At 71.3% G+C, this 13,253-nt stretch carries 10 protein-coding genes; 4 read left to right on the top strand and 6 right to left on the bottom strand.

Features of this window, described 5'->3' with window-relative positions; translation table 11 throughout:
- Window positions 1-3: 3 nt before the first annotated feature.
- Window positions 4-798, bottom strand: coding sequence for a site-2 protease family protein (locus ACFYW3_RS06500; RefSeq protein WP_351756851.1), 795 nt, complete (start codon window positions 796-798; stop codon window positions 4-6).
- Here ACFYW3_RS06500 and ACFYW3_RS06495 point away from each other — a divergent pair.
- Window positions 797-4,282, top strand: coding sequence for a BTAD domain-containing putative transcriptional regulator (locus ACFYW3_RS06495; protein WP_389385713.1), 3,486 nt, complete (start codon window positions 797-799; stop codon window positions 4,280-4,282). The two genes, ACFYW3_RS06500 and ACFYW3_RS06495, sit on opposite strands and share 2 nt — an antisense overlap.
- A 57-nt stretch (window positions 4,283-4,339) precedes the next feature.
- On the opposite strand, the gene ACFYW3_RS06490 is transcribed toward ACFYW3_RS06495, so the two are convergent.
- From ACFYW3_RS06490 to panB, 3 genes are all read right to left on the bottom strand, one after another.
- A complete protein-coding gene (locus ACFYW3_RS06490) occupies window positions 4,340-5,194 on the bottom strand; it encodes an ABC transporter permease (protein WP_389385712.1) in 855 nt (284 codons plus the stop codon).
- Window positions 5,191-6,222, bottom strand: a complete 1,032-nt coding sequence (locus ACFYW3_RS06485; RefSeq protein WP_389385711.1) for an ATP-binding cassette domain-containing protein — start codon at window positions 6,220-6,222, stop codon at window positions 5,191-5,193. Before ACFYW3_RS06485 ends, ACFYW3_RS06490 begins: the two co-directional genes overlap by 4 nt.
- A 131-nt stretch (window positions 6,223-6,353) precedes the next feature.
- Window positions 6,354-7,214: a 3-methyl-2-oxobutanoate hydroxymethyltransferase gene (panB, locus tag ACFYW3_RS06480; protein WP_351756859.1), complete on the bottom strand. Its 861-nt coding sequence runs from the start codon at window positions 7,212-7,214 to the stop codon at window positions 6,354-6,356.
- Between the two features lie 298 nt (window positions 7,215-7,512).
- On the opposite strand from panB, the gene ACFYW3_RS06475 reads away from it, so the two are divergent.
- The 3 genes from ACFYW3_RS06475 (at window position 7,513) to ACFYW3_RS06465 (ending at window position 9,954) form a co-directional block, all read left to right on the top strand.
- Complete coding sequence (locus tag ACFYW3_RS06475) at window positions 7,513-8,541, top strand: endonuclease/exonuclease/phosphatase family protein (protein WP_351756862.1); 1,029 nt, start codon at window positions 7,513-7,515, stop codon at window positions 8,539-8,541.
- A 307-nt stretch (window positions 8,542-8,848) separates the two neighbouring features.
- Window positions 8,849-9,298 carry a toll/interleukin-1 receptor domain-containing protein gene (locus ACFYW3_RS06470; protein ID WP_351756865.1) on the top strand — a complete coding sequence of 150 codons (450 nt, stop codon included), beginning with the start codon at window positions 8,849-8,851 and terminating at the stop codon, window positions 9,296-9,298.
- Window positions 9,295-9,954 carry a toll/interleukin-1 receptor domain-containing protein gene (locus ACFYW3_RS06465; RefSeq protein ID WP_389385710.1) on the top strand — a complete coding sequence of 220 codons (660 nt, stop codon included), beginning with the start codon at window positions 9,295-9,297 and terminating at the stop codon, window positions 9,952-9,954. Before ACFYW3_RS06470 ends, ACFYW3_RS06465 begins: the two co-directional genes overlap by 4 nt.
- Window positions 9,955-10,017: 63 nt before the next feature.
- Here ACFYW3_RS06465 and ACFYW3_RS06460 read toward each other — a convergent pair whose 3' ends face one another.
- Window positions 10,018-11,232: a hypothetical protein gene (locus ACFYW3_RS06460; protein ID WP_389385709.1), complete on the bottom strand. Its 1,215-nt coding sequence runs from the start codon at window positions 11,230-11,232 to the stop codon at window positions 10,018-10,020.
- 224 nt (window positions 11,233-11,456) lie between these two features.
- Window positions 11,457-13,211 (bottom strand): NAD+ synthase, encoded by a 1,755-nt coding sequence (locus ACFYW3_RS06455; protein WP_389385708.1) that lies wholly within the window; start codon window positions 13,209-13,211, stop codon window positions 11,457-11,459.
- Between the last annotated feature and the right edge of the window lie 42 nt (window positions 13,212-13,253).

Raw genomic sequence — 13,253 nt, 5'->3', positions numbered from 1 at the left:
GGCCTAGGCCGGGGCGCAGTAGCCGTCGGCGTCCTGCCAGAAGCGGTAGAGGTCGCGGCCGCAGTACGTCTCGAACTCCGACACGCCGAGCGCGTCGAGGATGCCGCTGACCGCGCCGAAGAAGAACGCGTTGACCTCCGGGATCCACAGCAGCGCGAACACGCCGAGCAGGGCGAACGGCGCCAGCGGGGCCACCTGGCGGCGCACCCCGTGCGACAGCCACGGCTCGATGACCCCGTACCCGTCCAGGCCCGGCACCGGCAGGAAGTTCAGGATCGCCGCCGAGACCTGGAGCAGCGCCAGGAACGCCAGCGCGAAGCGGAACGGCATCGGCACCCCGTCGAGGGCGTTCAGCCAGAACGGGGCGGTGCACACGATCGCGAAGGCCACGTTCGTGAGCGGGCCCGCGGCCGAGATCAGACTGTGCTTCCAGCGGCCGCTGATCCGGTCGCGTTCGATGTACACGGCGCCACCGGGCAGACCCAGACCACCCAGGATCACGAAGATCACCGGCAGCACGATGCTGAGCATCGCGTGCGTGTACTTCAGCGGGTTCAGCGTCAGGTAGCCCTTGGCGCCGACCGTGATGTCGCCGCCGTGCAGGGCGGTCCGGGCGTGCGCGTACTCGTGCAGGCACAGCGAGACCACCCACGCCGCCGTGACGAACAGGAACACCGCGAGGCCGGTGCTCGTCGAGTACCCCGTCCACACGGCCCACCCGGTCACCGCCATGACGGCGACGATCCCGAGGAAGACGGAACTGATCTGCCGCTCGCCGCGGCTGCCCTGGTGACCCATGCGGCGAAACCTATCCCGGGTGCGGCGTCGGCCGTCCCCCGGGTCCGGCGACAATGGGCCGGTGCGTTACGTGATTCTCGGCACCGCCCAGGCCCTCACCGACGACGGCGACCCCGTCGCCGTGGGCGGGGCGCGCCTGCGCGCCCTCCTGACCGCCCTCGCCCTGCGGCCGGGCCGCACCGTGCCGGTCGAGCTGTTGGTCGCCGAGGTGTGGGACGGGGACCGGCCGGCCGACGCGCCGGCCGCGCTCCAGGCCCTGGTGGCGCGGCTGCGCCGGACGATCGGGCACACCGCCGTGCGCTCCGGGGAGGGCGGCTACCGCCTGGCCGCCGCCCGCGAGGACGTGGACCTGTACCGCTTCGAACGGCTGGCGCGGGCCGCCGCCACCGAGCGGGACCCGGCCGCCGCCGCGGCCCTGTACGACGAGGCCCTCGCCCTGTGGCGCGGCCCCGCGCTGGCCTCGCTGCCGGACCCGGCCGGGGAGTCCGCGCGCTGGGAGGCCGTACGGGCCGACGCGCGCCGCGGGCGGATCGCCGCGGCCCTCGCCCTGGGCGAGGCGCGGCGGATCCTGCCCGAGCTGACCGCCCTGTGCGCGGAACACCCGCTGGACGAGCCGCTGCAGGCCCTGCGGATCCGCGCCCTCGACGCGACGGGCCGCCCGGCGGAGGCGCTGGCCGCCTACGAGGAACTCCGCCGGGTCCTCGCCGACCGCCTCGGCGCCGACCCGGGCCCGGAACTGCGCGGCCTCCATGCCGCCCTGCTGGCCCCGCCGGAACCCCCGTACGCACCGCGGCCGCCACACCCGACAGCAGCCACCCCGACCACCGCCCCCGCCGCGACCCCCGCCCCCGAGGCGCGGCCCGACACCGCGTCCGCCCGGAACCCCGCCGCCCCCGGCCAGGGCACCGGTACGCCCGTCCCGCCGCCCGGCCGGGGCACCGGCCCCGACACCGGGGGCAACCTGCGGGCCCGCCTCACCACCTTCGTGGGCCGCGAGGACGACATCCGCGCCATCGGCGCCGACCTGGCCCGCTCCCGACTCGTCACCCTGCTCGGGCCCGGCGGCGCCGGCAAGACCCGGCTGTCGCAGGAGGCCGCCGAGGCCCACGCCGCCGCCGGCCGCCCCGACGGAATGTGGCCCGACGGGGTGTGGCTCGCCGAACTGGCCCCCGTGGACGATCCCGAGGACGTCCCCGAAGCGGTCCTGGCCGCCCTCGGGGCCCGCCAGACCAAGCTGCGCGGCGCCGCCGAGGAACTGCGCGCGCTGACCGAGCGGGGCGGGGACGACCCGCTCGCCCGACTCGTCGAACACTGCGGCCGGCGCGACCTCCTGCTGCTCCTCGACAACTGCGAGCACGTCGTCGAGGCCGCCGCCGTCCTCGCCGAACGGCTCCTCACGCACTGCCCCGGCGTACAGATCCTCGCCACCAGCCGGGAGCCCCTCGGCGTGCCCGGGGAATCGCTTCGCCCGGTGGAACCGCTGCCCGACCCCGTCGCGCTGCGGCTGCTCGCCGACCGCGGCGCCGCCGCCCGACCCGGCTTCCGCGTCGAGGACGACCCGGCCGCCGCCGCGGAGATCTGCCGCCGCCTCGACGGCCTGCCCCTCGCCATCGAGCTGGCCGCCGCCCGACTGCGCCTGCTCACCCCCCGCCGGATCGCCGACCGGCTCGACGACCGGTTCCGCCTCCTCACCAGCGGCTCCCGTACCGTCCTGCCCCGCCAACAGACCCTGAGGGCCGTCGTCGACTGGTCCTGGGACCTCCTCGACACGCCCGAACGGGCCGTCCTGCGACGGCTCTCCGTCTTCGCCGGCGGCTGCGACCTCGCCGCCGCCGAGGCCGTCTGCGCCGGCCCCGACGCGGACGCGGTCGTCGACGCGCTCGGCTCCCTCGTCGACAAGTCCCTCGTCGTCGCGGCCCCCGGCCCCGACGGCGACATGCGCTACCGGCTGCTGGAGACCGTCGCCGAGTACGCCGCCGAACGCCTGGCCGAGGCGGCCCAGGACCGCGCCGACACCGAGCGGCGCCACCTCACCCACTACCGCGAACTCGCCCGCACCACCGAGCCCCTGCTGCGCGGCCACGGCCAGCGCGCGGCCGCCGAGCGGCTCGCCACCGAATACGAGAACCTCCGTACCGCGCTGCGCCGCGCCGTCTCCGCCAAAGACGTCGGCGAGGTGCTCTGCCTGCTGCACTCCCTCGTCTGGTACTGGCACATGCACGACCTGCGCACCGAGTCCCGCCACTGGTCCGAAGCCGCCATCGCCCTCGGTCCGGACCCTTTCGCCCCGCCGATCGTCCCCGCCGAACCGGTGTACGAGCGGGTCGTCGACTCGCCCCCGCCCTACACCGGCGAACTGCTCACCGAGGCCTGGCGCGGCGCCCGGATGATCCAGCTCACCGCCCGCGACCAGGCGAGCGGCTCCTGGAACTCCCCGGAGACCCGCGTCCAGGTCGAGGGCATGATCGCGGCCTACCGGCCGGGCCTGCCCCAGACCTGCCGGTTCCCCACCGCCCTGTGGATCTACGCCGTGATGATCGCCGGCGATCCGGAACTGCTGCGGCGCATCATCGACGAGACCGTCGAGACCACCCGCGCCCTCGGCTACCGCTGGGAGCTGGGCTCCGCGCTCCAACTGCGCGCCAACATCCGGGCGAACCGAGCCGCGTGGTTCGGCGACGCCGCCCGCGACGCCGAGGAGAGCCTCGCGCTCTTCCGCGAGCTCGGCGACGACTGGGGCTGCGCCGAGGCGCTGTCCGCCCGCGCCGAAGCCCTGGAGAAACGCGGCGAGTACGCGTTGGCCGCCGCCGACTTCCGGGCCGCGATCGAGCACGCCCAGCGGCTCGGCGCCACGGCCCAGATCACGGTCCTGCGGGTGCGGATGGCCGGCACCCTCGTCGAGGAGGGCCGGCTGGAAGAGGCGGAGGAGCTCCTGACCGGCCTCCTCGCCGTCAACCGGCAGTACCGCGACGAGGCCATGCCGGCCGCCCGGATGTTCCTCGCCAACCTCTACGGCCGCACCGGCCGCCTCGTCGAGGCCCGCGCCGAACTCAACTCCCTGCGCGAGGAGTTCAAGCTCGGCGCGTACGCGATCTTCGACGGTTTCCTGCTCGGGATCCTGGCCTGGCTCGACAACAAGGACGGCAGGCACGAGGAGGCGCTGGCGCTGATCCGGGAGGCCACGACGACCATCCAGGACCCGATGGCGCTGATGGTGGCCCCGCACCAGCCGGCCGTGCACCTGCTGATCGCGGCCGTGTCCCTCATGGGGCTCGGCGGTCCGCGTCGGGAGCGCGACGCCGCCCGGCTCCTCGGCGCCTACCGGTCCTTGGTGCCGCCCGACCACTTCCCCGTCACCACCGAACGCGAGGACGCCGCCCTCGTCGAGGAGTCGGCGAGGGCGGCGCTGGGGGACACCGCGTACGAGGCGGCGTACGCCGAAGGCGGCGGCCTCACCCTGGAGCAGGCCACCGCCCTCGTCTGAACCACCCGCCTCCGCGAGAGCCTGCCGGGGAACCGTCCCGGCGCCCGGCTCCGAAGGTCAGGTCTTGCTGCGGAACTTGCGGACCGCGAGCGGCATGGTGATCGCGGTGATGGCGACCGACCAGATCAAGGTCATCATCGCCGAGTGGCCGACCGGGCCGCCGTTGATCAGCCCACGCGCCGCGTCGGCCAGGTTGGACAGCGGGTTGTAGTCGGTGAAGGCCTGCAACCAACCCGGCATGGTCGTCGGGCTGGCGAAGATCGAGCTGCCGAACTGCAGCGGCATCAGCACCATCATGGCCACGCCCTGCACGGCCTGGGCCGTCTTCATGGTCAGACCCAGCAGGATGAAGATCCACATCAGCGAGGCGCCGAAGACGGTCGACAGGCCGATGGCGAGGAACAGGTCCAGCACCGAGGTCTTGATCGACAGCCCCAGGATGAATCCCATGGCGAGCAGGATCGTGATGGCGACCAGCATCCGGCCGATTTCCACCACGATCTTCGCGATGAGCACCGACGAGCGGGCGATCGGCATGGACCGGAACCGGTCCATCACGCCCTTCTTGAAGTCGTCGTTGACCCCGGTGCCGACCGCCATGGCGATGTTCATGCCCATCATCGCCATCAGGCCGGGCACCAGGTAGTTCACGTACTCGCCCTGGTTCCCCTTGCCGGAGATCGCGCCGCCGAAGACGAACACGAACAGCAGCACGAAGATGATCGGCATGAACAGGACGTCGAACATCGACTCGGGGTCCTGCTTGATCTGCAGGGCGTTGCGGCGCACCAGGGCGCCGATGTGCCGCAGGTTGGCCCGCAGGCCGATCCGGCCCTCGTCGGGCAGGTCGCGCGGCGCGGCGTCCGGGGCGGTCGCGGTGCTGCCGGGCTTGGACGTGGTGACGCTGCTCATGCCGCGACCTCCTCGGTCTGCTGGGCGGGAACGGGCGCCTCGGCGGAGGGCTTCTGGCCGGTGATGGACAGGAAGACCTCGTCGAGGCTGGGCAGGTGGGTGCCGAGGTCGGCGATCGCGTAGCCCCGGCCGGACAGCAGCCCGATCGCCGCCGTCAACTGCTCGTCGCTCAGGATCGGGACCAGCAGGACGCCCTCGTCGGGTACGGCCTGGGAACCGGCCACGCCGTCGAGACCGGCCTCCGCCAGCGCACGGGCCATGCCCGGCAGATCGGAGGAGGCGACGGGACGGATCCTCAGGGTGCGGCCGCCGACCCGGGCCTTCAGCTCGTCGACCTTGCCGTTGGCGATGACCTTGCCCTTGTCGATGACCGTCAGCTCGCTCGCGAGCTGCTCGGCCTCCTCCATGTACTGCGTCGTCAGCAGGACGGTGGCGCCCTCGGCGACCATCCGCTGCACCTCGTCCCACACCTCGTTGCGGGTGCGGGGGTCCAGACCAGTGGTCGGCTCGTCCAGGTACAGCACGGCCGGCCGGCCGATCATGGAGGCGGCCAGGTCGAGCCGGCGGCGCATGCCGCCGGAGTAGTTCATGACCGCCTTCTTGGCGGCCTCCGTCAGCGAGAACCGCTCCAGCAGCTCGTCGGCGCGGGACCGGGCCTCCTTGCGGGGCAGGTCCAGCAGCCGGCCGATCATGTAGAGGTTCTCCCAGCCGGAGAGCTTCTCGTCGACCGAGGCGTACTGACCGGTGAGGCCGATGGTGCGGCGCAGTTGCCGGGGCTGGCGGACCACGTCGAAGCCCGCCACCGTCGCCGTCCCGGCGTCCGGGGTGATCAGGGTGGAGAGGACGCGGACCAAAGTGGTCTTTCCCGCGCCGTTGGGCCCGAGCACCCCGAGCACGGTGCCCTCACGAACATCGAGGTCCACGCCGTCGAGGGCCTTGGTCTCGCCGTAGTGCTTGACCAAACCCCGGACCTGTACGGCGTGCGAGCCGCTCGGGGAAGTCTTGTCGTTTCGCGTCATGGACATCATGGGACCAGCCGCCGCTGACAAAGCACCGACAGTCCACCGACAGGAGCCGAGGGCCACCGACAGGAGCCCGGGGCCCACCGACAGGAGCCGAGGGCCGCCGACGAGGACGTCGGCGGCCCTCGGCACCGGCTCTAGTGGAAGGCGTGCTCGGCCTGCGGGAACGTTCCGCCGACCACGTCCTGCGCGAACGCCTTCGCCGCGTCGCCCATGGTCTGCCGCAGGTTCGCGTACTGCTTGACGAACTTCGGCATCTTCCCGCCCGTCAGGCCCATCATGTCCGTCCACACCAGCACCTGGGCGTCGCACTCCGACCCGGCGCCGATGCCCACCGTCGGGATGTGCAGCGACCGGGTGACCTCGGCGGCCAGCTCGGCCGGCACCAGCTCCAGCACCACCGCGAAGGCGCCCGCGTCCTGCGCCGCCTTCGCGTCCCGCAGCAACTGGTGCGCGGCCTCGTCGCTGCGGCCCTGCACCCGGTAGCCCATGGCGTTCACGGACTGCGGGGTCAGACCCAGGTGGGACATGACCGGGATGCCGGACTGCACGATCAGCTCGGTCTGGGCCAGCGAACGCTCGCCGCCCTCCAGCTTCACCGCGCCGACCCCGGCCTCCTTGACCAGCCGCGTCGCACTGCGCAGCGCCTGCACGGCGCCTTCCTGGTAGGAACCGAACGGCAGGTCGCCGACGATCAGGGCGCGGCTCGTGCCGCGCACGACGGCCGCCGACAGCAGGGTCATCTCGTCCATCGTCACGGGGACGGTGGTCTCGTAGCCGAGGTGACAGTTGCCCATCGAGTCACCGACGAGCATGACCGGAATCCCGGCCTCGTCGAACACGGACGCGGTCATCGCGTCGTAGGCGGTGAGCATCGGCCACTTCTCGCCGCGCTCCTTGGCCAGGGCCAGGTCGCGGACGGTGATGCGGCGCGTTCCCGTGCCCCCGTACAGGGTGGGGCCGGAGGTCTCGCGGGCAGGCGAAACGACATGCGTCATGGCTACTGCTCCTTGTGTCATCTCGAGGCGCCCTCACGGCGTCCCCGGACTCACCCCCCATGGTGGCACTCGCGGCCCCCGGCACGGAAGTGGCGCGATGACCGGTCCGTCACACTCACGGCCCCTCCCGGGCCGCGCCGCGCCCAATGTGCGCGTTTCGTGACAAGCGGAACCCCCACCGCACGGCCGTTCGTCCTCACGGAGGTACGGCCGGCAAGGACGGCACGGATCTGCTTCGAACATCGCCTAGGGTCAAGGGGCGGGGACGGAGCGCGAGCACGGCAGCGAGGGCAGTGGAATGGCACAGGCGTACATGACGGAGACGGGAAACGGCGGCTCGGAGCCCGAGCCCTCCCGATCCGGTCTCCGACGCCGACTGGCCGACCTGCGCCGAGACCGGGGAATCTGGCGCCGGGGTCTCGTCACCGCGGGCCTCGCCGCACTGATCTCGCTCGTGATGATCTTCCACGCCGACCTGCCGAACGACGTGGGCAACCTCGGCAGTCTCACCGAGACGTTCCTGCCCTGGCTGGGTCTGGCCGTGCCGGCCCTGCTCGTCACCGCCGTGATCCGCAAGTCGGCCACCGCCCTGCTGTCGATACTGTTGACCGCCGTGGTCTGGGCGAACCTGTTCGGCGGCCTGGTCACCGACAAGTCCGGCGGCGGCGGCAACCTGATGGTCGTCACCCACAACGTGGACGCCGACAACACCGACCCGCGCGGCACCGCCGAATCCGTCGCCCGCTCCGGCGCCGACGTGCTGGCGCTGACGGAGCTCAAGGCCGGCGTCGTCCCCGTCTACGAAAAGGCCCTGGCCGGCGTGTACAAGTACCACGCCGTCGAGGGCACGGTCGGCGTGTGGAGCAAGTACCCGCTGTCCTCCAGCGCCCCCGTCGACATCAAGATGGGCTGGACCCGGGCCATGCGCACCACCGTGGACACCGCCCACGGCCAGGTCGCGGTGTTCGTCGCCCACCTCCCCTCGGTCCGGGTCAAGCTCAACGCCGGATTCACGGCCAACCAGCGGGACAACAGCGCCGACGCGCTCGGCGCCGCCCTGGCCTCCGAACCGCTGAAGAAGGTCGTCCTGCTCGGCGACCTCAACGGCACCATGAACGACCGGGCCCTGTCCGAGGTCACGTCCCAGATGCGCTCCACGCAGGGCGCGGCGGGCGACGGCTTCGGCTTCAGTTGGCCCGCCCAGTTCCCGATGGCCCGCATCGACCAGATCATGGTGCGCGGGATCATCCCCGACGCCTCCTGGACCCTGTCCCGCACCGGCAGCGACCACCTCCCGGTCGCGGCGCGGATGACCGTCAAGGACTGAGTCGTCCCGTTCGGATCCCGCCGGGGTCGCGGCGCCCGGTGCCGCGGCCCCGGGACGAGGGTTCCGAGTGACGGCCCGGTCCCGCTCGTTGGCTTGGCATTCTGGCCATACCGCTTACAGATCCTCTCCGAAACGGCAGACTGCACAGCACGTTGACGCCTCCGGGGGTTCCCGTGAGCCGCGCCGTCATGCCCACCGGCCATCGGTGTGCCGAGCGCGGCATGTGTGACACGGGTGTGCGGGGCCCGGCCGATGCCGAGGTCCCGTAAGGCGTCACCGACACCTACCACCACGGGATCGCGGCGCCATGACCTCTGCGACAGTCGACTTCTTCATCAGCTACACCGGCGTCAACGCCGATTGGGCGGCGTGGATCAACGACGCTCTCGAAGAAGCCGGATACCGAACCGTCGTCCAGTTGCTGGACTTCACCGCCGGCGGAAACTTCGTCGCCGACATGGACTCGGCCCTGCACCGGGCCGAGCGCATCATCCTGGTTCTCACCCCCGCGTTCCTGAAGTCCGGGATGACGGCGGCCGAATGGACCGCCGTCTTCAGGAAGGATCCCGACGGGTCGCGCCGCCTGATCGTCCCGGTGATGGTGGAGCCCACTTCGGTGGAGGGTCTCCTCGGCCCCCGCACGCGCATCTCGCTCGTCGGACTGGACTCGGACACCGCCCGCCGCACGCTCCTGGACGGTTTGCGCCCCGCGCGTTCCCGCCCGCGCACCCGCGCCCCGTTTCCGGGTGCTCGATGACGGTCGACTTCTTCATCTCCTACGCCGACGAGGACCTCACCTGGGCCGAATGGATCGGCTGGCAACTGGAGAACGACGGGTACACCGTCAGCCTGGGGGCCTGGGACCACGAGACCCCCGGCGGCAACAGTGTGCTGTCGCGCAGTCGGGGCCTCGAGGTGGCGGAACGGCTGATCGCCGTGGTCTCGCCTTCCTACCGCCTCTCGCCGCAGACCGGCGCCGAGTGGTCGTCGTTCGTGCGTGACGATCCGGCCGGTGAAGGTCTCACGGTCGTTCCGGTGGAGGTCGAGCCCGTCTCACGCGGCGCGTTGCTGGGCAACCTCACCCCCGTGGTCCTGCACGGTCTGTCGGAGGCGCAGGCCGCGACGGCACTCCGGGATGCCGTCACCCGAACCCGTTTGAAGCCCTCCCGGGAACCGGGGTTCCCGGGGCGCGGAGCACCGCGCTTCCCCCGACGCGCCAACCCCACCGGTGTGCGCGCCGACACGAAGTTCCTGCTGGTCCTGCTGATGTTCGACGGCGCATTCTTCCTGTACGGCGCGACGAGCTACAGCGGTGACGGGGGAAGCGCCGACCTCAAGCGGGCGCTCTTCGCCATCCTGGCGCTCGTCTTCACCGTCGGCACCGTCAAACGATGGTTCAAGCGCCGCTTCTGATTTCCGCGCGACCCTCCACGGCGGGTGGGCCCCCGGACGCACCGGGAGCCCGCTGCCGGCCCTCTACTCCGCGGAGGGCAGGACCCGAACCAGCGCACCGTCCTTCGAGTAGTAGGAGTACTCGCCGAGCGAAACGCCACAGTCGCTGCGTTCGTCGGTGTAGGAGATCTGCTTGCCGGTCCGCGGGTCGATGACCACCAACTGACCGTTGGCCACGACGGCGACGCCCGCGGCGTTCGCCGCGCACACATCGATGCCGGGGAGGCTCCACAGCTTCTTCCCGTCGGCCATCGAGACGCCCAGGTCCTTCTGCACGTCGGGAGCGACCTCCCCCTTGACGGCCGCCAGATCGGGGATCACCACGACACCGGCCTTCTCGACGAGCGTGACCTTGCGACTGGCCGGCCCGGTGTACGAGGTCCCCGTGATCTCCCAGTTCACCTTTCCGGTGGTCAGCGACCGTGACTGCAGCGCATAGGACATCGGGTCGCCGGAGATGCGGCGGGCAAGGAACAGAGTGGATCCGTCGGAGGAGGTGGCGAAGTCACCCGGTACGTCGGAGAGAGAGCCGATGATGTCGTGTTCCGGGGATGAGAACAGTTCTCGCCCGGTTGCCGGGTCGGTGAACGGAACCGAGTCCATTCCGTTCAGACAGTTGGCGCACACCCCGTCGTACACCGCGATGGTGTTTCCCACGGCGCGCGGGCGAATTCCGTATCCGAGCGCTCGCGAGGTGCCGTCGGTGAGGCTGATGACCCATTCTCCGTAAGCCAGCCACTTCTCGTTCTTGGTCACCGTCGTTTCTTGCGCGTACTGGCAGCCGGCGAATTCGTCCGTATCGGCGACCAGCGGTTTGCGCCATCGCTCTTTGTGCGTCTTGGAGTCGGTGGCGACGATCGACAGCGACCTGCTCGCCGGTTCCAGCCCGGCTGCCGGCTTGTCCGTGACCTGGGCCCAGATCAGGGAGCCCGTATCGGGCGACGATCCGATGACGGCGAGGATGCAGCCACCCGCGAACCCCGCGAGGCCCGACCGTGCGACCTCTTTGCCGTTCGCCGCTCGGGTGACCACGCCGTCTTTGCCGACAGACACGAAGAAATCGCGTCCCGCATATAATTTGTCGACGTCGTCGAGCGTGGCGGATTTCGTGAAGAGCGCTTCGCCTTTCGAGCCCGGATTGCCCGATTCCCCGGGACGCGCGGACGCGCCCGGGAGGCGTCGTCGAAGGGGCTGAATTCGGAGAGGGGGGATTCTTGTCCCCTTCTCCCTGAGAGCCACAAGAAATCACCAGAAAGAGTACTGCCACAGCGGCAGGAAGGAATCTTTTGTGTGCCACTTTTTCACACTAGCAGCGCGATCCGGCGGACGGCCGGGAAGTTCCGAAACAGGTGACTTCTCGCGGGCACTCGGCTGCCGGAGCGACCCCTCTCGTGATCGGAGAGGGGCCGCTCGCCGAAAGTCCGTGCGGCCTGCGTCAGGCACCCGGCCGCACCTCCCGCCGGCTACGTCCGCTCGCGCCAGCCGTTGGTGATCGGCAGCCGGCGGTCCTTGCCGAAGCCCTTCGCGGAGATCTTGGTGCCCGGCGGGTACTGGCGACGCTTGTACTCCGCCGTGTCCACCATCCGCAGCGTCCGGGCGACCAGCTCGGCGTCGAAGCCGGCGGCGACGATCGACTCCATGCCCTGGTCGCGGTCCACGTACATCGCCAGGATCGCGTCGAGCACCGGATAGTCCGGCAGCGAGTCCGTGTCCACCTGGCCCGGGCGCAGCTCGGCGCTCGGCGGCTTCACGATCGAGTTCTCCGGGATCGGCGGGGTCTCGCCCCGCTCGGCGGCGGCCCGGTTGCGGTACCGCGCGAGGCGGAAGACGTCGGACTTGTAGACGTCCTTGATCGGGCCGTAGGCACCGACCGAGTCGCCGTACAGGGTGGAGTAACCAACGGCCAGCTCCGACTTGTTGCCCGGGGCCAGCACGATGTGACCCTCCTGGTTGGAGAGCGCCATCAGCAGCGTGCCGCGCAGGCGCGACTGGAGGTTCTCCTCGGCCAGGCCGGTGAGGCCCAGGGATCCCATGTAGGCGTCGAACATCGGCTCGATCGACACCGTCCGGAAGTTCAGGCCGGTCCGTTCCGCGAGGTCGGCCGCATCGCCCCTGGAATGGTCCGAGGAGTACTTGGAGGGCATCGACACGCCGTACACGTTCTGGGCGCCGATCGCGTCGCAGGCGACGGCGGCCACGAGCGCCGAGTCGATGCCGCCCGAGAGCCCGATCAGGACCGAGCGGAACCCGTTCTTCAGGACGTACGCGCGCAGTCCCACGACCAGCGCGTCGTAGACCTCCTCGTCGTCGTCGAGGCGTTCGGCGCAGCCGCCGGGCACGACCGGCTCGTACGCCTCCACCGGTTCCTCGGACAGGATCACGCGGTCGATCCGCAGCCCGTCGTCGACGACGCCCTCGGGGGCGTCGGCACGGGCTGCCGGCAGGTCCAGGTCGACCAGCACGCAGCCCTCCGAGAACTGCGGGGCGCGGGCGACGACCTCGCCCGCGGCGTCCACGACGATGGAGTCGCCGTCGAAGACCAGCTCGTCCTGGCCGCCGATCATCGCCAGGTAGGCGAGGGTGCACCCGGCCTCCCGGGCCCGCTCACGGACCAGTTCGAGGCGCTGGTCGTCCTTGTCGCGCTCGTAGGGGGAGGCGTTGATCGACACCAGCAGACCGGCCGCCGCGGAGCGGGTGGCGGGGACCCGGCCACCGTCCTGCCAGAGGTCCTCGCAGATCGCCAGGGCCACGTCCACGCCACGCACCCGGATCACCGGCTGGGTGTCGCCCGGCACGAAGTACCGGAACTCGTCGAAGACCCCGTAGTTGGGCAGGTGGTGTTTGGCGAAGCGGAGGACGACCCGCCCGCCGTACAGCACGGCGGCGGCGTTCTCCGGGGAACCCGCCGGACGGCCGAGCCGCGGCGTGGCCTTCTCCGTGCGGTCCAGGTAGCCGACGATCACGGGCAGCTCGCCGAGGCCCTCGGCGGCCAGCCGCTCGGCGAGTTCGCGCAGCGCCGTGCGGGAGGCCTCGACGAAGGAGCCGCGCAGGGCGAGGTCCTCGACGGGGTACCCGGTGAGCATCATCTCGGGGAACGCCACCAGGTGGGCCCCCTGCTCCGCGGAGTGCCGCGTCCAGTGGACGACGGAGTCGGCGTTCGCGGTGATCTCGCCGACGTGCGAGTCGATCTGATTCAGGGCCAGGCGAAGTTGAGGCACGGACCCAGTGTAATCGTCTTTCTGACGCGATGTCCTGGAGCC

Source organism: Streptomyces sp. NPDC002602 (assembly GCF_042889445.1).
GTDB lineage: Bacteria > Actinomycetota > Actinomycetes > Streptomycetales > Streptomycetaceae > Streptomyces.
This window is presented reverse-complemented; position numbering and strand designations above follow the sequence as displayed.

Coding starts and splice junctions, on each gene's coding strand:
- ACFYW3_RS06495 (WP_389385713.1), top strand. CDS start 797: ATGCGGCGAAACCTATCCCGGGTGCGGCGTCGGCCGTCCCCCGGGTCC.
- ACFYW3_RS06500 (WP_351756851.1), bottom strand. CDS start 798: ATGGGTCACCAGGGCAGCCGCGGCGAGCGGCAGATCAGTTCCGTCTTC.
- ACFYW3_RS06490 (WP_389385712.1), bottom strand. CDS start 5,194: ATGAGCAGCGTCACCACGTCCAAGCCCGGCAGCACCGCGACCGCCCCG.
- ACFYW3_RS06485 (WP_389385711.1), bottom strand. CDS start 6,222: ATGATGTCCATGACGCGAAACGACAAGACTTCCCCGAGCGGCTCGCAC.
- panB (WP_351756859.1), bottom strand. CDS start 7,214: ATGACGCATGTCGTTTCGCCTGCCCGCGAGACCTCCGGCCCCACCCTG.
- ACFYW3_RS06475 (WP_351756862.1), top strand. CDS start 7,513: ATGGCACAGGCGTACATGACGGAGACGGGAAACGGCGGCTCGGAGCCC.
- ACFYW3_RS06470 (WP_351756865.1), top strand. CDS start 8,849: ATGACCTCTGCGACAGTCGACTTCTTCATCAGCTACACCGGCGTCAAC.
- ACFYW3_RS06465 (WP_389385710.1), top strand. CDS start 9,295: ATGACGGTCGACTTCTTCATCTCCTACGCCGACGAGGACCTCACCTGG.